Genomic DNA, 20,289 nt, shown 5'->3' on the forward strand with positions numbered 1-20,289 from the left:
CGGCGATTGCGATTGCTTTCGTTTTAGATTGTGATTTAATAGATATACGAAAGTAAATAGCTGCAAGCGAATATCAAGAAGCGCATTTATGGTACTATAGGACAGTTAGTCCTTAAGGGATGGCGCTCGTGGGCAAGGTTTTCGACCTCGCTATCATCGGCGGCGGCGTCAACGGATGCGGGATCGCGCGCGACGCGGCGGGACGTGGAAACTCTGTTTTCCTGTGCGAAATGAACGACCTCGCCAGCGGCACGTCGTCGGTGTCGACCAAGCTGGTGCATGGCGGGCTGCGCTATCTCGAATATTATGAATTCCATCTTGTTCGCGAGGCGCTGATCGAGCGCGAAATTCTCTGGCGGATCGCGCCGCACATCATCCGCCCGCTGCGTTTCGTGCTGCCGCATCACGCAGGCTTGCGGCCGACATGGATGCTGCGGTTCGGCCTGTTTCTTTACGATCATATCGGCGGGCGGAAACTGTTGCCCCCGACGCGCTCGGTCGATCTGTCACGGGATGAGGTTGGCAAACCGCTGGTCGCCGGGCGCTATCGCAAGGGTTTCGAATATTCCGACTGCTTTGTCGACGATGCTCGCCTCGTCGTTCTTACCGCGCGCGATGCGGCCGATCGCGGCGCCGACATCAGGACCCGAACCCGCGCGGTCGAGACCCGGCAGGCGAACGGCCTCTGGCACGTCACGGTCGAGGACACGTTAAGCGGAGAACGCAGCACCATATCGGCGCGAGTGCTGGTCAACGCGGGTGGCCCCTGGGTCGAACAGGTGCTCACCCTGGGTGCCGGCGTGAACACGCGTGCAAGAATCCGGCTGGTGCAGGGGTCGCACATCGTGGTCAGGAAGCTCTACGACCACGACCGCGCCTACATCTTCCAGAACAGCGACGGCCGGATCGTGTTCGCGATTCCATATCAGGACGACTTCACCCTGATCGGCACCACCGATCGTGACTATGAGGGCGATCCCGCTGAGGTAAAGGCCTCCGATGATGAGGTTGCCTATCTCTGCGCCTCCGTTGGCGAGTATCTGGCGAAGCCGGTCACGTCGCGGGACGTGGTCTGGACCTATGCCGGCGTGCGTCCGCTCTATGACGACGGCGCGAGCGAAGCCAAGGCCGCGACGCGCGAATATGCGTTCGAACTCGATACGCCGGGCGGCGCTCCGCTGCTGTCGGTCTACGGCGGCAAGATCACGACCTATCGGCGGCTTGCCGAAGAGGCGCTGGAAAAGCTGTCGCCCTATCTGAAGGGTACAAAGGCGCGCGAGGGCTGGACCGCGAAAGCACCGCTGCCCGGCGGCGACATGGAGGTCTCGGCGGTTACGGCGCTGACGGCGGAGTTGATGCGCGGCTATCCTTTTCTGACTAAAGCGCACGCGAACCGTCTCGCACATGCTTACGGCACGCGCACGGCGAAGCTCCTGGGCTCGGCGAAATCCATGGCTGATCTCGGGCGGCATTTCGGCGCGACGCTGACCGAAAGCGAAGTCCGCTATCTGATTTCGCACGAATGGGCCTGCACCGCGGCCGATATCGTCTGGCGGCGCTCCAAGCTCGGCTTGCGGATGTCCGCGTCCGACATTGCAGCCCTCGACGACTGGCTCGCCGCGCAGCGCACGCAGAGCGGAGGTCCGCCGAGGGAAGCGGGAGCGCGATCATGAGCGTCGCCCTCGACCATGTCACGCGGGTGGTCGACGGTTTGCCGACGATCCGCGATGTGTCGCTGACGCTGGAGCGCGGCGCGCTCAGCGTGCTGCTCGGTCCGACGCTGGCGGGCAAGACCTCGATTATGCGTCTGCTTGCCGGTCTCGACAAGCCGACGCAGGGCTGCGTGCTGGTCGACGGCAAGGACGTCACCGGCCTTGACGTGCGCAAGCGCTCGGTCGCGATGGTCTATCAGCAGTTCATCAACTATCCCTCGCTCACGGTCTACGAGAACATCGCTTCGCCTTTGCGGGTGCAGGGCAGACCGAAGGCCGAGATCGATGCGCGGGTGCGCGAGGCGGCGCAATTGCTGAAGCTCGCGCCATATCTCGATCGCATGCCACTGCAACTCTCCGGCGGCCAGCAGCAGCGCACCGCGATCGCCCGCGCGCTGGTGAAGGGGGCCGATCTCGTTCTGCTTGATGAGCCGCTCGCCAATCTCGACTACAAGCTGCGCGAGGAACTGCGCATCGAACTGCCGCGCATCTTCGAGGCCTCCGGCGCGATCTTCGTCTATGCGACCACCGAACCCTCCGAGGCCCTGCTGCTCGGCGGCCGCACCATCTGCCTCTGGGAAGGCGAGATATTGCAGGTCGGAGAGACTTCGAAGGTTTATCATCACCCGGAAACCATGCGCGCGGCCCAGGTGTTTTCCGATCCGCCGCTGAACATTGTCGGAATCGAAAAGCGGAACGACACGGTGCGATACGAAGCGGGCACGGAGGCCCCGGCGAACGGGCTGTACGCCGCGTTGCCGGATGGCGCTTATCGCGTCGGCTTCCGTCCCTATCAGCTTCGCCTTGCGGATGGCCGCTCCGGCCGCCATGTATTTTCGGCTGAAGTGATTGTCACCGAGATCACGGGGTCGGAAAGCTTTGTGCACATCAAGCGGGCGCAGGCCGACTGGGTCGCCGTGCTCGAAGGCGTGCATGAATTCCTGCCGGGGCAAAAGATCGAGGTCGCGCTCGATCCCGACGACGTATTTGCTTTCGACACCGGCGGCCGCCTGGCCGCCGCACCCGGCGCGGCGTGAGGGGAAGGCGCATGGCCCGCATCGACCTCGTCGATCTCGCGCATTCTTACAATGGCGACGGTGCCGATCCGGAATCCTTCGCATTGAAGCCGATCTCGATGACCTGGCGACAGGGCGGAGCATATGCGCTGCTGGGTCCGAGCGGTTGCGGCAAGACCACACTGCTCAATCTGATATCCGGCATCGTACTGCCCACGCGTGGAAAAATCCTGTTCGATGGCACTGACGTCACCTCGCTGTCGACGCGGCGGCGCAATATCGCGCAGGTGTTCCAGTTTCCGGTGATCTATGACACCATGACGGTCGGCGAAAATCTCGCCTTTCCATTGAAGAATCGCGGCGTCGCAAAGTCTGCGATAGCGGCGCGGGTCGCCGAAATCGCGGCATTGCTCGATCTTACGCCGGTTCTCGACCGCAAGGCGACGCGGCTGACGGCGGATGCCAAGCAGAAAATTTCGCTCGGGCGCGGTCTGGTGCGATCGGATGTCGCCGCCGTACTGTTCGACGAGCCGCTGACGGTGATCGATCCTGAATTGAAATGGGAGTTGCGCTCGAAGCTGAAGGCGCTGCATCGTGCTCTCGACCTGACGATGATCTACGTGACCCACGATCAGACCGAGGCGCTGACCTTCGCCGATACGGTCGTGGTGATGCATGATGGTCGCGTCGTGCAGAGCGGTAGTCCGGCGGACCTGTTCGACAAGCCGGCTCATACTTTTGTCGGCTATTTCATCGGTTCGCCCGGCATGAATATCGTACCGGCCGCGGTGGAGGGCAACGAGGCGCGCATCGACGGTCATGTTATTCGGCTGACGCGGAGTTATGACAGGCTGCCGGAGCGCGCGGCCATCGAGATTGGCGTGCGTCCCGAGTTTGTTCACGTTGCGGCTCCGTCACCGGATCTTCTCGACGCCACGATAGACCGGATCGACGATCTCGGCCGTGTCCGATTCGCGCGGGTCCGGGTCGGCGACGTGAAGTTTGCCGCGCGCGTGCCGCCTGGCTTTTCGATTCCCGGCACGAAAGCGGGCCTTGTGTTCGACCCCGCTCGCGTGCACGTCTATGCTGACAGTCGTCTCGTCGAAGGGGACGCATGATGGACAAGACCGTCAACCAGAAGGCCTGGTTCCTGGTGCTGCCGGTGTTCCTGATCGTTGCGTTTTCCGCGGTGCTGCCGCTGATGACGGTGGTCAATTATTCGTTCCAGGACACGTTCGGCAACAACCAGTTTTTCTGGAACGGCGTCGGCTGGTTCAAGGAACTGCTCGATCCGTCTACCGACCTCGGCAGCCGCTTCTTCGCCTCGCTCTGGCGCAACCTGTTTTTTTCGGCGGCGATTCTCGCCATCGAAGTGCCGCTCGGCATCGTCGTTGCGCTGTCGATGCCGCGAGAGGGCTGGCGGGTGGCGGCATGTCTCGTCATCCTCGCGTTGCCGTTGCTCATTCCGTGGAACGTGGTCGGCACCATCTGGCAGATTTTCGGCCGTCCCGACATCGGCCTGCTCGGCTACACGCTGAACAGCATAGGCATCGACTACAATTACGTCTCAAACGATTTCGACGCGTGGGCGACCGTCATCGTGATGGATGTCTGGCACTGGACCAGTCTGGTGGCGCTGTTGTGCTACGCCGGGCTGAAGTCGATTCCCGACGCCTATTATCAGGCGGCACAGATCGATGGCGCCTCGCGCTGGGCGGTGTTCACCGCGATCCAGTTGCCCAAGATGAAACGCGTGCTGCTGATTGCCGTGCTGCTTCGCTTCATGGACAGCTTCATGATCTACACCGAGCCGTTCGTCGTTACCGGCGGCGGCCCCGGCAATTCGACGACGTTCGTGTCGATCGAACTTGTCAAAATCGCGCTCGGGCAATTCGATCTGGGCAAGGCGGCGGCATTGTCGCTGGTCTATAACCTTATCATCATCATCGTGTGCTGGGTGTTCTACACCGTCATGACCAATGCCGGTGCGGACCGCAGGCCGAGCCAGGGAGCGGCATGATGCAGTCCATTCCCGGCCGCCGGATCATTCTGTCGCTGTTTCTGGTCTTCCTGCTGTTGCCGATCTATTGGCTCGTCAACATGAGCTTCAAGACCAACGCCGAGATCGTCACGACCATGACGCTGTGGCCGCACGAGCCGACGCTCGAAAATTACATGCGCATCTTTACCGACGAGAGCTGGTATTCCGGCTACATCCATTCGCTCAATTATGTCGTGATCAACACCGTTATCTCGATCTCGTTCGCGCTGCCCGCCGCCTATGCGTTCTCGCGCTACCGCTTTCTTGGCGACAAGCATCTGTTCTTCTGGCTCCTGTCGAACCGGATGGCGCCGCCGGCGGTCTACGCGCTGCCTTTCTTCAATCTCTATTCTGCGATCGGCCTGTTCGATACGCCATGGGCGGTGGCGCTGGCGCACTGCCTGTTCAACGTGCCGCTCGCGGTGTGGATTCTGGAAGGCTTTGTTTCCAGCGTGCCGCGCGAGATCGACGAGACCGCGTTTCTCGACGGCTATTCGTTCCCGAAGTTCTTCGTCAAGATCCTGGTACCGCTGATCGCGAGCGGCATCGGCGTCGCGGCGTTCTTCTGTTTCATGTTCTCTTGGGTCGAACTGCTGCTGGCGCGCACGCTGACCTCGGTGGACGCCAAGCCGATCTCGGCGGTGATGACACGCACGGTGTCCGCTGCCGGCATGGATTGGGGTCTGCTCGCCGCCGCCGGTGTGCTCACCATCATTCCGGGCGCGCTGGTGATCTGGTTCGTCCGCAACTACATCGCGCGCGGCTTCGCGCTTGGCCGGGTGTGAGGAGGGCGCATGATTCGGAAAAAACGGGAACGGTTCCGGACCAGATCATGCACAAGCGTGGAGGATTAAGCCATGAGCCACATCGCATGGATGGCCTGGACATGGCCGACTGCGATTTTTTTCGTAGCGCTGGCGCTGACGCTGCTGACGATGACCTATCTCGCCGCCGCCTATCCGGAAGCCGAGCGGGTCGGAATCCTCCGCATCCCCACCACCCGCGGTGACCGGCTGTTTATTTCGCTGATCGCGACCGCGGTCATCCACCTGTTGTGGATCGGGTTCGTGGGAGCGGATACCATCGCGACGGTTCCTGCCGGTGGAGAAGGAATCGAAATATCGAGCCTGTGGCTCGCGACCGCGATTTCGTTCGGGGTGGCCGTGCTGATTTTCCGAACGGTCTGACGGAGAAAGGAAACGGGTCCGGTCTTCGGATCTAAAATCGTATCCAGTGCTGCAACGGAGGAAACGAAGATGCTGAATCTGAGAGAACGAGGAAGCCCCGCAACCAGGTCGCGCCTGCTGGCGATGACGAGCGCCGCCGCGCTGGTCGTCATGACTTTGACGCTGGCGTCGCCCGTACGAGCGGATGACGCCACGATCCAGAAGTGGATCGACAACGAGTTTCAGCCCTCGACCCTGTCCAAGGCCGATCAGTTGAAGGAGATGCAGTGGTTCGCCAAGGCAGCCGAACCTTTCAAGGGTATGGAGATCAACGTCGTGTCGGAAACGATCACGACGCATGAATATGAATCAAAGACTCTCGCCAAAGCCTTCACCGAAATCACAGGCATCAAGGTCAAGCACGACATCATCCAGGAAGGTGACGTCGTCGAGAAGCTGCAGACCCAGATGCAGTCCGGCAAGAACGTCTACGACGGCTGGATCAACGACTCCGATCTGATCGGCACGCACTTTCGTTACGGCCAGACCGTCGCATTGTCCGACTACATGGCAGGCGAAGGCAAGGACGTCACCGATCCGATGCTCGATGTCGACGACTTCATCGGCAAGTCGTTCACCACCGCTCCGGATGGCAAGCTCTATCAATTGCCCGACCAGCAGTTCGCCAACCTCTATTGGTTCCGCTACGACTGGTTCACCAATCCCGATTACAAGGCCAGGTTCAAGGCCAAGTACGGTTACGAACTTGGCGTGCCGGTGAACTGGTCGGCCTATGAGGACATCGCCGACTTCTTCACCAACGACATCAAGGAAATCGACGGCGTCAAAGTTTACGGCCACATGGATTACGGCAAGAAGGACCCCTCGCTCGGCTGGCGCTTCACCGATGCCTGGCTGTCGATGGCCGGCAACGGCGACAAGGGCATCCCGAATGGCAAGCCGGTCGATGAATGGGGTATCCGCATGGAGGGCTGCCGTCCGGTCGGTTCCTCGATCGAGCGCGGCGGCGATACCAACGGTCCGGCCGCGGTCTACTCGATCGTGAAGTATCTCGACTGGCTGAAGAAGTATGCCCCGCCGCAGGCGCAGGGCATGACGTTCTCCGAAGCCGGTCCGGTACCGGCGCAGGGCAACATCGCCCAGCAGATCTTCTGGTACACCGCCTTCACCGCCGACATGGTGAAGCCGGGCCTGCCGGTGATGAACGCGGACGGCACGCCGAAGTGGCGCATGGCGCCGTCGCCGCACGGTGCATACTGGAAGGAGGGCATGAAACTTGGCTATCAGGACGCCGGCTCGCTCACGCTTCTGAAGTCGACGCCGCCTGATCGGCGCAAGGCCGCCTGGCTGTATCTTCAGTTCATCGTCTCCAAGACGGTCAGCTTGAAGAAGAGTCATGTCGGTCTCACCTTCATTCGTGAATCCGACATCTGGGACAAGTCGTTCACCGAGCGTGCGCCGAAGCTCGGCGGCCTGATCGAGTTCTACCGCTCGCCTGCGCGCGTGCAGTGGACTCCGACCGGCAACAACGTGCCCGATTATCCGAAGCTCGCGCAACTGTGGTGGCAGAACATCGGCGACGCCGCCTCCGGCGCCAAGACCCCGCAGCAGGCGATGGATTCGCTCGCCGCCGCCCAGGACTCGGTGATGGCGCGGATCGAGAAGTCCGGCGTGCAGGGCGCTTGCGGTCCGAAGCTCAATCCGAAGAAGACTGCCGAATACTGGTATGAGAAATCGGCAAAGGACGGCAACATCGCGCCGCAGCGCAAGCTCGCCGACGAAAAGCCGAAAGGCGAAACCGTCGACTACGATACGCTGATCAAGTCGTGGCCGGCAACGCCGCCGAAGCGGGCTTCGAACTGAAATTGTGTCTCTGGAGGATTTCGCTTCTGATTGAATCAGAAGCGAAGCTCCAGATTGTTATCGGCGCGTTTTCTTCACGCGGACCGGAATCCATTTCGCTGGAAACGCTATAATAAGAAAAGGCCGGGAGCGATCCCGGCCTTTTGCTGTAATGCGCAACGCGCAAATCCATCGGATTTCTACTTTACGCCCATGAAATCGCGTTTGCCGAGTTCGACGCCGTTATGACGGAGGATGTCGTAGGCGGTCGTCGCATGGAAATAGAAATTCGGTAACGCGAACTGACTGAGATACTGCTGGCCCTTCAGCGTCATCGTCTTGTCCGGCCCTGCGGGAAAGGTGACGTCGCGACCATCCGCACCGTCAAACTTGGCGGGTGCCGCACCTTTCACGTAATCCGCCGCCTTGGTAAGGCGCTGCTGCAAGTCGTCAAAGGTCTTCTCCGTATCGGGCGTGCTCGGCACCTCCGAACCGGTCAGCCGCGCGCAGGTCTTCACAGCGAAATCGCAGGCGATCTGGATCTGGCGCGTCAGCGGCAGCATGTCCGGATAGAGCCGTGCGGTCAGCAGAGTTTCGGGCGCGATCTTTCGCGTGCTCGCATGGGCTTCGGCTTTCCTGAGAATGTCGGAAAGCGCGCCGAGCGTTTGCAGGAAGGCCGGCGCGGCGGAATCGTAAAATGACATGGGAATGCCTTTGTTTGCTCTGTGGTGCGGAAGCTGACGGCGAAACAGCGGAACGGGCTGCCATCTGCAGATGGGAAGCTTTGTTCCATATCGCAACCTCCGTCACAGCGGAAAAGCGTAGCCCCGCAACTGCCGAAACGCGATGTCGAGTCTACTTTGGTCGAAGCCGTCTTCACCACCATGTTAATTCACAAGCGAGGCGAGCGGCCGATACGCTTCATGGTCCGCAGAGATAGGCTTTGCGGAGAATTCGAGTTGAACGTCAAGCCGAGACTTTACCAGGCGTGGTGCGGTTCTCGATTGATCGTAAGGTCTCTTAGGGAGAGCAACTTGAACAGCGATGAAAAGGTCGTCTACGACGACAAGGCTCGCCATATGGCTGAGCAGATGATTATGGCCGAACAGCGCCATATCGCGCAACGTCTCCAGGAAGACTGCGACTGTCAGGACGGAATGTTTCCGCGTCGCATGATCTCAAGTCGGCGCGGCTTTTTGTTCGCGGCGGGGTCACTCGTCGGAGCGGCGGGTGCAGCTTCGATCGCTCATGCCGAGACGGCGAAAGCGTCGCCCGGAGCTGAGTTTTTCAATGTGCCGGACGATCCGACGAAGGAGCAGGGACGTCCGGTTGCCGATGAAAGCTATGGAACGAGGTCTCAGTTCGAGACCGAAGTTCGCATGCGCTATCCAACGCCGAACGAGAACACCTCCTGGAGTCTCACTCCGCTCGGCAAGGGACTGGGCAACATCACGCCGTCAGGACTCCACTTCGAGCGTCATCACGGCGGGATTCCGACGATCGATCCGGCCAGGCATAACTTGCTGATCCACGGCATGGTGGATCGGCCGATGACGTTCTCGATGGCGGACATCAAGCGGCTGCCGTCGGTGACGCGCAAGCATTTCATCGAGTGCTCCGGCAACGGTCTGACGGAATGGAACAAGCCGACGATGAAGACCGTGCAGGGAACGCACGGGCTGCTCAGTACGTCTGAATGGACCGGCGTTCAGTTCGCGACGTTCGCACGCGAGACCGGATTGAAGGAAGGTGCAGCCTGGGTGCTGGCGGAAGGCGCCGACGCCGCGGTCATGACGCGCAGCATTCCGATGGAGAAAATGCTGCAGGACGCCCTCATCGTCTACGGACAGAACGGTGAAGCGATCCGTCCCGAACAGGGCTATCCCTTGCGGCTTCTTCTTCCCGGCTATGAGGGAAACACTCACATCAAATGGCTGCGGAGGCTGCAGGTCAGCGACAAGCCGTTCATGACCCGCGAGGAGACTTCCAAGTATACCGATCTTCTCGGAGACGGTAAGGCGCGCATCTTCACCCTCGACATGGAGGCGAAGTCGGTCATCACGTTTCCGTCCGGCGACATGAAGCTGCCGGGTCCGGGTTTCTACAACGTCACAGGCCTTGCATGGACAGGGCGAGGGCGGGTCCAGTCCGTCGATGTCTCGCTCGATTCAGGAAAGACCTGGTATCCGGCGCGTCTGGAGTCGGTTTCCGAGCCGATGTGCACGGTGCGCTTCAGCTTCCCGTGGATGTGGGACGGAAAGGCTGCGGTGCTGCAGAGCCGCTGCATCGACGAGACCGGCTATGTCCAGCCCACCCTTAAGCAACTCATCGCGATCCGCGGTGATAACGGGCCGTTCGGTTCGATCTATCACCTCAACGCGATCCAGAGCTGGGCCGTCAGCGAGGCGGGAGATGTGACCAATGTCCATGCGTAGGAAATATCTCGCTCTTGCGACCGGCCTCTGCCTGTTCTCCGCCGGCGCGAGCGCCCAATCGACCATCGATCATTTCGGCATCGGCCGGAATGCGACGACGGATGAGATGGCTAAATACTTTTCGATTCCGCCTTCGGGCGTGGGACTTCCCCCGGGAAGCGGCACAGCAAAAGCAGGTGCGGCCATTTTTGCCAACACCTGCGCCGCCTGCCATGGCGACAAGCTGCAAGGAAATCCGGCCAAGGGCATAGGTGGTGATCGTCTGATCGGCGGCCGGGGTACGCTCGCAAGCAAGACGCCGGTCAAGACCGTGGAGAGTTACTGGCCATACCCAACGACGCTGTTCGATTACATCAAGCGCGCGATGCCCTTCAATGCGCCCGGTTCGCTCAAGGACGACGACGTGTATTCCCTGGTCGCCTACATCCTGTCGGAAGCCAAGGTCATCAAGCCGAACGAGACCATGGATGCGAAGACCTTGCCGAAGGTGGAGATGCCCAACAGGGACGGCTTTATCCCTGATCCCCGGCCTGAGCTTCAACTGTACAGATGAACTCATGCATGGGTGCCGATAAAAACTTCGTCCCGCTCCGGCAGCAAACGACGCCGGATGTGTTTCGCGTCCGGAAATCCTGACCCGGCTCGCGGATTTACGGAGTCGGAACAGCCGCTGATGACCGATTGCTGGCATATTCAAGCTGCATGGCGACGAAGTCGGCGGTATCTCTTCCATAGCGGGCGTCAATATCGTGAAGCACCTGATCCAGTGCGGCGGCCGGCGGCTGATCGGTGATCGCCGGAAGCCGATATCGGGCGGGCCAGTTCGTCGTAATCCGATCCGGGACGAGGCGGATGCCGTTGCGAGTGCGTAGATCGCCGGCGGGCGCGAACGTGATCGCATGCGAGCGATAGGTTCGCGACCAGACATCCGCAACAAGCGCCAGCGATACTTCATCAATGCCGGGCTTGAGTTCGATGCCGAGTTGCTCGCGGTTCCAGAACGCGACGATGTTGCGGATCGCTGTCAATGCGAACGGCCGCGTGAAGCGAAAGGCGTCGCTGTCGTGGCCCGCATCCCACGAGGGAAGGCCAATTTCACGGCCGACTGCATCAGCCTTGTGTCGTCCGGCAATGGTTTCGATGAGGGTGAGCGACATCGGCATGGATGCCGAAATCCCTGTCGTCGTTGCGACGCCGCGATCGACCACTATCCTGCGATCGGGGACGTAGCGGATGGTTGGATGCTTGCCGCGCAACTCCTTGAGGTAATACCAATGGGTCGTCGCGCGTCTGCCGTCGAGCAGTCCGGTATTGCCGACAACCTTGGCGCCTGCGCACACGCCGACAATGGTCGCGCCCTTTTCCGCCTGGTTCCTGATCCAACGCAGGGCCGTTGGATCGTCGTCGCGGCTCATGGCAGGGACGATGACGTAGTCGGCGCCTTCCGGATTCTGCTCGTCGAAGGCAGCAGCCGTCGCTTGCGGCTCAACCTTGAGCGCCGGAAAAAGTCTCACCGTTCCCGGGTTGGTCGCCAGCATTACCACGTCAGCGACGTCGGCACGTCGAAGGATGCCATAGGGCATCAGGTAATCGGTGGTCTCGGTGGCGTCGTTGATGCCCAGGATCGCGATCAGTGGGCGCTGACGCTTGGGCGGCTTCAAGGCTGCGATGACGGCGTCGGTTTCCTGAGGCGAGATCGGCGGCATTGCTCTGACGGGCGATGGCGCCGGAGGAAGGTTGGCTATCCAGACCGCGCCGGTCATCGCGAAGAGAACCAAAGCGCCTAGACTTCCCAATAACACGAATGACCGCTTCATGTTGGGATGCTCCAATGATTGACGATGCAAGTCTCCTCGGAAGCCACGCTCCGGATTGTTGATGCGTTTTCTTCACGCGAACCCACTGCACCCTCGGCTCAAGCCAAGAATAGGCTTCGCTCGAAAACGCTAATTGCGCGCGCGGGCCGTAGGTTCCAGGTAATCCATATCCCGGATCTCGCCATCAATTCGCGCCGGAGAAGATTTACGGATTGCCGCTAGGACTCCGTCCCGATCACGAAGGAAAGTCCTCACACCTCTCTTGCATTCGAAAACGCAAAGCTGGTCATGCGCCGCGTGGTTTCATCCAAGATCAGCGTGCGCGTGATCGGCGGCTCGGCGCGCTGGGCGCAATTCTCGCGCTCGCACAGCCGGCAGTTGACGCCGATCGGCGTGCCTTCAGCGTTGTCGAGGTCCATGCCGGCGGCATAGATCAGTCTTGATGCGTGCCTGATTTCGCAGCCCAGGCCGATGGCGAAGCGCGGCTGCGCCTGCGGATGCGGCGCGACGGGGCGGCGCACCATCTGCGCGATCGAAAAATAGCGGCTGCCGTCGGGCAGTTCGATCACCTGCTTCAACAGGCGGTCCGGCGTGTCGAAGGTGGAGTGGACGTTCCACAAGGGGCAGGTGCCGCCGAATTTCGAGAACGGAAACGTGCCTGACGAGAAACGCTTGGAGACGTTGCCGGCATTGTCGACGCGCAGCATGAAGAACGGCACGCCGCGCGCGTTCGGCCGCTGCAGCGTGGTCAGGCGATGACAAACTTGCTCGAATCCGGTGTTGAATCGCTGCGCCACCACGTGGATGTCGTAACCGAGCGATTCCGCGGCCGCATGGAAGGCCTGGTAGGGCATCAGCACACAACCGGCGAAATAGTTCGCCAGCGTGATGCGGTACAGCCGACGCGAGGTGTCGTCCAATGCGCCGGCGCGGGTGATGATCGTGTCAAAAGCGGGCGTGCATTCGGCGAGTCCGATCTGGAACGCAAGCTGGAACGCACGGCCGGGTCCGTCCGCCAGTTCGGAAATCAGAAGCTGGCGGCGATGACGATCGAAGCGGCGCAGCGTTTCGCGCATGACGTCCACCGGCATGATGCGGGTCTGGATCGAATGCCTTTCCCGCAGCCGCGCGCTCAGCGATGCGAAAAGCTCCTGCGCCGGAACGTTGATCTCGTCGCGCAGGTTTTCCGCCGCCTGTTCGAGCTCGGGGAAATAATTGCGGTTGGCCTCGATCAAGTCGCGCACGCGCTCGATCGGGTTGGCCTCGAAGCGCGCGCCCTCGTCGCGGTCGGCAAACTGCGCGGCGGCCAGCGTCTCGCCGCGCCGCGCCTCGGTATAGGCGGCATAAAGGCGCTGCAGCGCATGGGTCACGCCGGGGCACAGTTCGGCCAAATCGCGTAGTTCCTGCTTCGGGATGTCGATCCGCCGGAACAACGGATCGGAAAAGACCTCGTTCAGTTCGGCAAAGAAGCGATCCTCGTCGGCGGTGGCGAGATCGCGCAGATCGAGGTCGTAGGTTTCCGCGAGACGAAGCAGGATCTGCGCGGTGACGGGGCGCTGGTTGCGCTCGATCAGGTTGACGTAGCTCGGGGAGATGCCGAGTCCTTCCGCCATCTGGGTCTGCGACAGCCCAAGCTGTTGCCGGATACGTCGGAATCGCGGGCCGACGAAGAGCTTTTTACCCGAAACCGTTGCCATGCGGGCACTCGTTTATGACAAGAATTACAAAATAACATCTATTACATGAATAGATGTTACATGACATCATCATTTGAAATCAAGCCCTCTATACTGATTGATTTGATTGGCGTTTAGCTAGAGCCACGTTTTGCAATGCAATGTCACGAATGTGGACTGGAGATAATGATGTCCAAGACCTTTGAGCAGCTCGTTCCCGCCCCCCAGGGCCGGTTTGAGGGAATCAGCCGTCCTTACACCGCTGAGGAGGTCGAGCGGCTGCGCGGCTCGGTGGAAATCAGGTACACGCTCGCCGAGAAGGGGGCCAACCGGCTCTGGAAGCAACTCCAGGAAATGCCCTATGTGAATTCGCTCGGTGCCGTCACCGGCAATCAGGCGATGCAGCAGGCGCGTGCCGGGCTGCCCGCGATCTATCTCTCCGGCTGGCAGGTCGCCGCCGACGCCAACACCGCCGGCACGATGTATCCGGACCAGAGCCTTTATCCGGCCAATGCAGGGCCGGAGCTCTGCCGCCGCATCAACCGCACCTTCCAGCGCGCCGACCAGATCGAGCACGCCGAGGGCGGCGCGAAGATCGACTGGTTCGTACCCATCGTTGCGGATGCGGAAGCGGGTTTCGGCGGACCGCTCAACTCCTTCGAGATCATGAAAGCCTATATCGAGGCCGGCGCGGCCGGCGTCCACTTCGAGGACCAGCTCGCATCGGAAAAGAAGTGCGGCCACATGGGCGGCAAGGTGCTGATCCCGACCGCCGCGCATGAACGCAATCTGATCGCCGCGCGGCTCGCCGCCGACGTCTGCGGCGTGCCGACTTTCGTGCTGGCGCGCACCGATGCGGAGAGCGCCAAGCTCATCACCTCGGACATCGACGAGCGCGACCACGAATTCATCACCGGCGAGCGAACGGCGGAGGGCTTCTATCGCCTCAGGCCTAGCAGCGGTCTCGATCACTGCATCAAGCGCGGGCTGTCGTTTGCGAAGCACGCTGATCTTCTTTGGTGGGAGACTTCCAAGCCCGACCTCGACGGCGCGCGCAAGTTCGCCGAGGCTGTGAAGAAGGTCTATCCGAACAAGATGCTGGCCTATAACTGCTCGCCCTCGTTCAACTGGGAGGCCAACCTCGACAAGGATACCATCGCGACATTCCAGCGCGAGATCGCCGCGATGGGCTACAAGTTCCAGTTCGTCACGCTGGCCGGCTTCCACTCGCTCAACCATGGCATGTTCGAACTGGCGCGTGGTTACAAGGCGGAAGGCATGGCGGCCTATTCCCGCCTGCAGCAGGCGGAGTTCGCCTCCGAGCAGTTTGGCTATTCGGCGACGCGCCACCAGCGCGAGGTCGGTACCGGCTACTTCGATCTGGTTTCGACCACGATCAGCGGCGGTCAGTCGTCGACCACCGCGCTTCACGACTCCACCGAAGCCGCGCAGTTCAAGCCGCACGGTTCGGATATCAGGGTTCAGGCAGCCGAATAAGAGGAGGCTTTCATGACCGGCAGCAATTTCTGGGTGATCGGCGGCGAGTTCGGTTCGATGAATTTCCACAAGCTGGTGGAAGGCTCGGCGCAGGTCCAGGGTCCGTTCAAGACGCGGAAGGAAGCCGAAGACGCCTGGCGGGTGGTGTCGGAAGAAAACCGTCACCGCGCCGGCGTGCGCTTCTCCATCGTGGAAGAGCCCAATCGCATGGCGAGCTGACGCGCCAGTCTTCAAGAAGAAGTGCCCAGGGAAAGTGGACGGCCCTGCCCGGGATACCGGGCGGGGCCGTTCGCTCAGGGGAGACGACCATTCCCGAGGGTGCATTAAGCCGCTGGAACGGAACGGCCTTTGCGCGAAAAACGCCGTTGCTGCTAGGTTATGATTACCGGCGGGTTAATGGTGGCCGGGTTCTGCGGGAGAAGCGACTGAATGTCGGACGCACCGGGTAAGGGAACGGCCGCAGCGGAAACCGCCAAGCCCGGGCGGCTGCGAGATGCACTGCGCCAGGCCCGGATCGAGGCCGCAGACCGCACCGGCGTCGTCGTCGATCTGCGCGACGCGGAAGTGGCGCGGCTCGAGATCATGAACGAGGCGCTCGATCCGCTGTTCGCGGAGGTGCCCGACCAGATTGACCTGTTCGAGCGCGGCATCAGTCACGGCGATACGCCGCGGCTGTGGATCGACGTGGTGGCGCATGTCCTGATGGGCCGCGACAAGCGCATGTACCGTTTCGTCCAGGATACCCGTCACGGCCGGATCGTGCTCGCGGAATCCCATGACGCCGCAGCGATCGCAGACGCCGTCACCGATTATGTTGCCCGCCGCATGATCGAGCGCGAGCGTGCGCTGGCGGCAACGTCGACGGCGTTGCCGCAGCAAGTTGAGGCGAACAAACCGCGCCTCAGCCGGTTCTGGGCGTTCGCATTCGGATTCATCGCCGGCATCGTCGCGTTGTTCGGGCTCGCGCTGGTCGCGGCGTTCAGGAGTCCATAACGCGCGGCGGCTTGATCTTGGCGTGGCTCACTTCCCGGCCGGCGAAACTCGAAGGATGCGCCCGGCCGCATTGTCCGTCAAAAGCCACAATGCCCCGTCGGGACCCTGCCTGACGTCGCGGATGCGCTCGTTGAGATTTTGCAGAAGCCGCTCCTCTCCGGTGACGACATTGCCATTGAGTGAAAGCCGCATCAGCATCTTGCCCGCCAGCGCGCCGGTAAACAGGCTGCCTTGCCATCCCGGAAACAGCGTTCCGGTATAGAACGCCATGCCGGAAGGCGCGATCGACGGCACCCAGTATTTGATCGGCTGCTCCATGCCGGGCTTCGATGTGCTCTCGTGGATCTTCGCGCCGTTGTAATCGATGCCGTAGCCGATCACCGGCCAGCCGTAGTTCTTGCCTTTGCCGATAATGTTGACCTCGTCGCCCCCGCGCGGGCCATGCTCGATCTCCCAGAGATCGCCGGTCGCGGGATTGAATGCGAGACCTTGTCCGTTGCGGTGGCCGTAGCTCCAGATTTCCGGACGCGCCCCGTCGCTCTTGACGAACGGATTGTCCGGCGGCACCAAGCCGTCGGGAGCGATCCGGACCAGCTTGCCATTGTCGACGCGAAGGTTCTGCGCCTCGTCGCGCGGGCCGAAATGGTCGCCGAGCGTGACGTAAAGGTCGCCGTCGCGCGCGCCTTGCGCAATACGGCAACCATGATTGGCCTGGCCGCCGGGACCGACCTGCGTGAAGATCACCTTCACGTCATCGAGCGCAGTGGCATCCTCATTCAGTCGCGCCCGCGCGACGGAGGCATTGCCGCCGCTGTCGGGAGAGTAACAGAAATAGAGCGTGCGATTGGCCGTAAAGTCGTGATCGAGCGCGACATCGAGGAGGCCCGCCTGTCCCCCGACATAGGGCTTCGGCACGCCCTTCAAGGGTGGCGACAATATGCCATCGGAAGTGACGATGCGGATACGGCCCGGACGTTCGGTCACCAGCATCCGTCCGTCCGGCAGGAAGGCGAGGCCCCACGGATGGACCAGGCCGCTGGCGATGGTTTTCACTTGAATCTGGCCGGCCGACGATTTGGATGTCGTGCTTTCATCATGCGCGCCAGTGGCGATCACGAAGAGCAGGGTCAGCGCGATGGCTGCACTCAGGACGGCCGTAGCCCACGCGTTGGATGCCTTCATCGAATCGTTCCGTCGTCGAGCGGATGGTCACGACGACAAACGCCGGTGACCGCAAAAAGATCACGATGCAGGATCCGCGAAACCGGATCGATTCAGGTGGGGACCGGCACGGTCATCGCGACCTTGATCGATATCACCGCGAAGGCCAGGCAAAGGCAAATAGCGAAGGCCGCAATCGCTAGCGACGCGGCAACCGCATTGGTCAGGCGCGGGGAGGCGACGCGTATGATGGGTGCCCCAAAGCCGCCGCTCGTGCTCTGCGATCGCATCGTGCATCAATCCTTCGAGGACGAATCACCAGCAATGCGCGAGTCTTTCACCCTGCGCGGGCAGGATTGGGGCGGCGGTCGGCATGAAAGATGTCCAAAGCAAGGCGAGTCGCTCCCGGCTGAACGCGATCAGATGCCGGCTGCGATGCCGGCAGCCGCATTTCCCGACGGAGCAGCGCGTCCGTCCATGCCAGCAAAGCCGGGCTGCTGTTCGATCCGTCGCAGCCAGGTGCGGATCAAGGGAAACGCCGTAAGGTCGAAGTCACACTTGTCGGCGACATGGGTGTAGGCATAAAGCGCGATGTCGGCGATGGTGAGTTGATCGGCGGCGAAGAAATCGTGGGTTCTCAGATGATTCTCCATGACCTGAAGCGCCGCATAGCCGCGCTCCATCCAGTCGTCCAGCGCGTGGGTTTGCAGATCGCGGCCGCCCTTCACCAGCGAGAGCCAGAAATAGGCGGCGCCGATATTGGGCTCCAGCGCGTGCTGTTCGAAGAACATCCACTGCAGCGCTTCGGCGCGCTCGATCGGGGAGTCCGGAGCCAGCGCGGTTCCGAGCGCGACGTACCACAGGATCGCATTGGACTCCGCCAGGTAACGCCCTTCCTCCACTTCCAGCAAGGGCACCTGTCCGCTCGGATTCTTCGCAAGAAAATCCGGCGTGCGGCTTTCTCCCCGCAGGATATCGACCTCGACGGCTTGATAGGGCGCGCCAAGGAAAGCCAGCGCAAGGCGAACCTTGTAGCTGTTTCCCGAGCGTTGCATTGAATAGAGCTTGTACATGCGGGGAATGGCTGGATCCGTTCGGGCCGAGGAAGCGGGCTGGTTGCTGCACGGGTAAACAATGATGCGGCGGGCGGCGCATCGCAAGGGCCCGGAAAGGTCTGATTGTTCAACACATGCGAAAAGCCCGATAACTGCTGCAGCCACGGGTTTCAGGAGAAAATCATGTCGGCAAACCGCGCGGACCGATATCACATGCGCGCGAGTTTGCGGTTCCGGAGCGCCAAGTCCTGGCGGTCTCGCCACGCGCGACGGAGGTTGAGTATAGAGCGCGAGCAGAGCGATCGTGCCGAGCGGTACGTCCGTCGCACCGGCAACGCTTTGGACAAACAGCGGCTACGCCCATGCCGCCCCCAGCCCATTATCTCGAAATCGCGGAAGCCGTCGGCGAACCCGGCGAGGCATGCGACCTCCGCTCGCTAGCGGCGGCGCTTTAAGGTTTCCTGAGCGGAAGACCAAAAAGTTATAGCCAATCTTCTTGCGGTGCAGCGGAACGCGTTTTAGTGTGCATCGATCTCATCATGAAGATTTGTGACAGTCGCGGCGTCGCTGGATCACGGCGCCGGTATGGAGACGATGATGCCTTTTCTCTCTGCTGCGCTCGATCGTGTGAAGCCGTCCGCGACCATCGCGGTCACGGATAAAGCGCGTCGGCTCAAGGCGGAGGGACGGAACGTCATCGGCCTCGGCGCGGGCGAGCCAGATTTCGATACACCCGCCAACATCAAGCTGGCGGCGGTTCATGCGATCGAGGCCGGCAAGACCAAGTATACGGCGGTCGATGGCATCCCCGAGCTGAAGGAAGCCATATCAGCCAAATTCGAGCGAGAGAACGGCCTGAGCTACAAGCCGACCCAGATCATCATCGGCACCGGAGGCAAGCAGGTTCTCTACAACGCGCTGATGGCGACGATCAATCCCGGCGACGAGGTGATCATTCCCGCGCCCTACTGGGTCAGCTATCCCGAGATGGTGGCGCTGGCGGGTGGCGAATCCGTGCCCGTCGTCTGCACGGCGGAATTCGGGTTCAAGCTGCAGGCCGACGCGCTGGAGAGGGCGATCACGCCGAAGACGAAGTGGATCATTCTCAACTCGCCGTCGAATCCGACCGGCGCGGCCTATACGCGCGCCGAGTTGAAAGCCCTGACCGACGTGCTGGTGAAGCACCCGCATGTCTGGGTGATGACCGACGACATGTACGAGCATCTGATCTATGACGACTTCGAATTCACCACGCCCGCGCAGGTCGAGCCGAAACTGTTCGACCGCACGCTGACGGTGAACGGCGTGTCGAAGGCCTACTGCATGACCGGCTGGCGTATCGGCTATGCCGGTGGCCCCGCGCAACTCATCAAGGCGATGGCGACGATCCAGTCGCAGTCGACCTCGAACCCGTCGTCGATCTCGCAATGGGCGGCGGTCGAGGCGCTGAACGGGCCTCAGGAATTCATTTCCCATAACAACAAGGTGTTCAAGGAGCGTCGCGACCTCGTGGTGGCGATGCTGAACCAGGCCAAAGGCATCGATTGTCCGCGGCCGGAAGGCGCATTCTATGTCTATCCGTCCTGCGCCGGAACCATCGGCAAGACCACGCCATCGGGCAAGAAGCTGGAGACCGACGAGGATTTTGTCAGTGAACTGCTGGAGGCCGAAGGGGTTGCGGTGGTGCAGGGATCGGCGTTTGGCCTCGGGCCGGCGTTCCGCATTTCCTACGCGACCAAAACCGCCGATCTGGAGGACGCCTGCAACCGCATCCAGCGTTTCTGCGGCAGCTTACGCTGACGGAGGGCTCCGGGGTCGCGTCATTAGCCAACTGAACTCTGCGAAAGCCGGGTGGAG

Annotated in this window: 18 protein-coding genes; 13 read left to right on the forward strand and 5 right to left on the reverse strand. The window is 61.5% G+C overall.

What is annotated here, in order from left to right; translation table 11 throughout:
* Positions 1-119: 119 nt before the first annotated feature.
* The 7 genes from glpD to ACS3WB_RS03150 all read left to right on the forward strand — a co-directional run bounded on the left by glpD (position 120) and on the right by ACS3WB_RS03150 (position 7,819).
* The gene (gene glpD / locus ACS3WB_RS03120; protein ID WP_438274113.1) at positions 120-1,673 is read left to right on the forward strand and encodes a glycerol-3-phosphate dehydrogenase; all 1,554 of its coding nucleotides are present in this window, start codon (positions 120-122) and stop codon (positions 1,671-1,673) included.
* Entirely contained in the window at positions 1,670-2,749 is a 1,080-nt protein-coding gene (locus ACS3WB_RS03125) for an ABC transporter ATP-binding protein (protein WP_438274114.1), read from the forward strand. The genes glpD and ACS3WB_RS03125 overlap by 4 nt, the downstream gene beginning before the upstream one ends.
* A gap of 11 nt (positions 2,750-2,760) precedes the next feature.
* The gene (locus ACS3WB_RS03130) at positions 2,761-3,846 is read left to right on the forward strand and encodes an ABC transporter ATP-binding protein (protein WP_438274115.1); all 1,086 of its coding nucleotides are present in this window, start codon (positions 2,761-2,763) and stop codon (positions 3,844-3,846) included.
* Complete coding sequence (locus tag ACS3WB_RS03135) at positions 3,846-4,748, forward strand: carbohydrate ABC transporter permease (protein ID WP_438274357.1); 903 nt, start codon at positions 3,846-3,848, stop codon at positions 4,746-4,748. The genes ACS3WB_RS03130 and ACS3WB_RS03135 overlap by 1 nt, the downstream gene beginning before the upstream one ends.
* The gene (locus ACS3WB_RS03140) at positions 4,748-5,554 is read left to right on the forward strand and encodes a carbohydrate ABC transporter permease (protein ID WP_438274116.1); all 807 of its coding nucleotides are present in this window, start codon (positions 4,748-4,750) and stop codon (positions 5,552-5,554) included. Before ACS3WB_RS03135 ends, ACS3WB_RS03140 begins: the two co-directional genes overlap by 1 nt.
* 72 nt (positions 5,555-5,626) lie before the next feature.
* Entirely contained in the window at positions 5,627-5,956 is a 330-nt protein-coding gene (locus ACS3WB_RS03145) for a DUF2160 domain-containing protein (protein ID WP_438274117.1), read from the forward strand.
* Between the two features lie 123 nt (positions 5,957-6,079).
* Positions 6,080-7,819 (forward strand): ABC transporter substrate-binding protein, encoded by a 1,740-nt coding sequence (locus tag ACS3WB_RS03150; protein ID WP_438274358.1) that lies wholly within the window; start codon positions 6,080-6,082, stop codon positions 7,817-7,819.
* A gap of 179 nt (positions 7,820-7,998) precedes the next feature.
* On the opposite strand, the gene ACS3WB_RS03155 is transcribed toward ACS3WB_RS03150, so the two are convergent.
* Positions 7,999-8,502: a DUF1993 domain-containing protein gene (locus tag ACS3WB_RS03155; RefSeq protein ID WP_438274118.1), complete on the reverse strand. Its 504-nt coding sequence runs from the start codon at positions 8,500-8,502 to the stop codon at positions 7,999-8,001.
* A 453-nt stretch (positions 8,503-8,955) separates the two neighbouring features.
* On the opposite strand from ACS3WB_RS03155, the gene soxC reads away from it, so the two are divergent.
* Positions 8,956-10,233 carry a sulfite dehydrogenase gene (soxC, locus tag ACS3WB_RS03160; protein ID WP_438274359.1) on the forward strand — a complete coding sequence of 426 codons (1,278 nt, stop codon included), beginning with the start codon at positions 8,956-8,958 and terminating at the stop codon, positions 10,231-10,233.
* Positions 10,220-10,786 carry a c-type cytochrome gene (locus ACS3WB_RS03165; RefSeq protein WP_438274119.1) on the forward strand — a complete coding sequence of 189 codons (567 nt, stop codon included), beginning with the start codon at positions 10,220-10,222 and terminating at the stop codon, positions 10,784-10,786. The genes soxC and ACS3WB_RS03165 overlap by 14 nt, the downstream gene beginning before the upstream one ends.
* Positions 10,787-10,883: 97 nt before the next feature.
* Here ACS3WB_RS03165 and ACS3WB_RS03170 read toward each other — a convergent pair whose 3' ends face one another.
* Both ACS3WB_RS03170 and ACS3WB_RS03175 read right to left on the reverse strand, forming a co-directional pair.
* Positions 10,884-12,050 (reverse strand): DJ-1/PfpI family protein, encoded by a 1,167-nt coding sequence (locus tag ACS3WB_RS03170; RefSeq protein WP_438274120.1) that lies wholly within the window; start codon positions 12,048-12,050, stop codon positions 10,884-10,886.
* Between the two features lie 251 nt (positions 12,051-12,301).
* The gene (locus ACS3WB_RS03175; RefSeq protein WP_438274121.1) at positions 12,302-13,747 is read right to left on the reverse strand and encodes a helix-turn-helix domain-containing protein; all 1,446 of its coding nucleotides are present in this window, start codon (positions 13,745-13,747) and stop codon (positions 12,302-12,304) included.
* Between the two features lie 168 nt (positions 13,748-13,915).
* Between ACS3WB_RS03175 and aceA the strand changes: the two genes are divergently transcribed.
* The 3 genes from aceA (at position 13,916) to ACS3WB_RS03190 (ending at position 16,216) form a co-directional block, all read left to right on the forward strand.
* Positions 13,916-15,223 carry an isocitrate lyase gene (aceA, locus tag ACS3WB_RS03180; protein WP_438274122.1) on the forward strand — a complete coding sequence of 436 codons (1,308 nt, stop codon included), beginning with the start codon at positions 13,916-13,918 and terminating at the stop codon, positions 15,221-15,223.
* A gap of 12 nt (positions 15,224-15,235) precedes the next feature.
* Positions 15,236-15,442 carry a DUF4170 domain-containing protein gene (locus tag ACS3WB_RS03185; RefSeq protein ID WP_011509641.1) on the forward strand — a complete coding sequence of 69 codons (207 nt, stop codon included), beginning with the start codon at positions 15,236-15,238 and terminating at the stop codon, positions 15,440-15,442.
* Between the two features lie 210 nt (positions 15,443-15,652).
* The gene (locus ACS3WB_RS03190; protein ID WP_438274123.1) at positions 15,653-16,216 is read left to right on the forward strand and encodes a hypothetical protein; all 564 of its coding nucleotides are present in this window, start codon (positions 15,653-15,655) and stop codon (positions 16,214-16,216) included.
* Positions 16,217-16,243: 27 nt separating this feature from the next.
* Here the strand turns inward: ACS3WB_RS03190 and ACS3WB_RS03195 are convergent, their stop codons facing one another.
* The gene (locus tag ACS3WB_RS03195) at positions 16,244-17,398 is read right to left on the reverse strand and encodes a PQQ-dependent sugar dehydrogenase (RefSeq protein ID WP_438274124.1); all 1,155 of its coding nucleotides are present in this window, start codon (positions 17,396-17,398) and stop codon (positions 16,244-16,246) included.
* Positions 17,399-17,796: 398 nt separating this feature from the next.
* On the reverse strand, positions 17,797-18,450 hold the full coding sequence (locus ACS3WB_RS03200; RefSeq protein WP_438274125.1) for a glutathione S-transferase family protein: 654 nt from the start codon (positions 18,448-18,450) through the stop codon (positions 17,797-17,799).
* Between the two features lie 579 nt (positions 18,451-19,029).
* Between ACS3WB_RS03200 and ACS3WB_RS03205 the strand changes: the two genes are divergently transcribed.
* Positions 19,030-20,232, forward strand: coding sequence for a pyridoxal phosphate-dependent aminotransferase (locus ACS3WB_RS03205; RefSeq protein WP_438274126.1), 1,203 nt, complete (start codon positions 19,030-19,032; stop codon positions 20,230-20,232).
* Positions 20,233-20,289: the final 57 nt, after the last annotated feature.

It is taken from the genome of Nitrobacter sp. (assembly GCF_051535215.1).
In the GTDB taxonomy this organism is placed as follows: Bacteria; Pseudomonadota; Alphaproteobacteria; order Rhizobiales; family Xanthobacteraceae; genus Nitrobacter.

What these genes read in the sequence shown, in the direction of transcription:
- ACS3WB_RS03155 (WP_438274118.1), bottom strand. Translation starts at nt 8,502, where the DNA reads ATGTCATTTTACGATTCCGCCGCGCCGGCCTTCCTGCAAACGCTCGGC.
- soxC (WP_438274359.1), top strand. Translation starts at nt 8,956, where the DNA reads ATGTTTCCGCGTCGCATGATCTCAAGTCGGCGCGGCTTTTTGTTCGCG.
- ACS3WB_RS03170 (WP_438274120.1), bottom strand. Translation starts at nt 12,050, where the DNA reads ATGAAGCGGTCATTCGTGTTATTGGGAAGTCTAGGCGCTTTGGTTCTC.
- ACS3WB_RS03150 (WP_438274358.1), top strand. Translation starts at nt 6,080, where the DNA reads ATGACGAGCGCCGCCGCGCTGGTCGTCATGACTTTGACGCTGGCGTCG.
- ACS3WB_RS03145 (WP_438274117.1), top strand. Translation starts at nt 5,627, where the DNA reads ATGAGCCACATCGCATGGATGGCCTGGACATGGCCGACTGCGATTTTT.
- ACS3WB_RS03185 (WP_011509641.1), top strand. Translation starts at nt 15,236, where the DNA reads ATGACCGGCAGCAATTTCTGGGTGATCGGCGGCGAGTTCGGTTCGATG.
- ACS3WB_RS03175 (WP_438274121.1), bottom strand. Translation starts at nt 13,747, where the DNA reads ATGGCAACGGTTTCGGGTAAAAAGCTCTTCGTCGGCCCGCGATTCCGA.
- ACS3WB_RS03205 (WP_438274126.1), top strand. Translation starts at nt 19,030, where the DNA reads ATGCCTTTTCTCTCTGCTGCGCTCGATCGTGTGAAGCCGTCCGCGACC.
- aceA (WP_438274122.1), top strand. Translation starts at nt 13,916, where the DNA reads ATGTCCAAGACCTTTGAGCAGCTCGTTCCCGCCCCCCAGGGCCGGTTT.
- ACS3WB_RS03140 (WP_438274116.1), top strand. Translation starts at nt 4,748, where the DNA reads ATGCAGTCCATTCCCGGCCGCCGGATCATTCTGTCGCTGTTTCTGGTC.
- glpD (WP_438274113.1), top strand. Translation starts at nt 120, where the DNA reads ATGGCGCTCGTGGGCAAGGTTTTCGACCTCGCTATCATCGGCGGCGGC.
- ACS3WB_RS03135 (WP_438274357.1), top strand. Translation starts at nt 3,846, where the DNA reads ATGGACAAGACCGTCAACCAGAAGGCCTGGTTCCTGGTGCTGCCGGTG.
- ACS3WB_RS03195 (WP_438274124.1), bottom strand. Translation starts at nt 17,398, where the DNA reads ATGAAGGCATCCAACGCGTGGGCTACGGCCGTCCTGAGTGCAGCCATC.
- ACS3WB_RS03165 (WP_438274119.1), top strand. Translation starts at nt 10,220, where the DNA reads ATGTCCATGCGTAGGAAATATCTCGCTCTTGCGACCGGCCTCTGCCTG.
- ACS3WB_RS03130 (WP_438274115.1), top strand. Translation starts at nt 2,761, where the DNA reads ATGGCCCGCATCGACCTCGTCGATCTCGCGCATTCTTACAATGGCGAC.
- ACS3WB_RS03125 (WP_438274114.1), top strand. Translation starts at nt 1,670, where the DNA reads ATGAGCGTCGCCCTCGACCATGTCACGCGGGTGGTCGACGGTTTGCCG.
- ACS3WB_RS03190 (WP_438274123.1), top strand. Translation starts at nt 15,653, where the DNA reads ATGTCGGACGCACCGGGTAAGGGAACGGCCGCAGCGGAAACCGCCAAG.
- ACS3WB_RS03200 (WP_438274125.1), bottom strand. Translation starts at nt 18,450, where the DNA reads ATGTACAAGCTCTATTCAATGCAACGCTCGGGAAACAGCTACAAGGTT.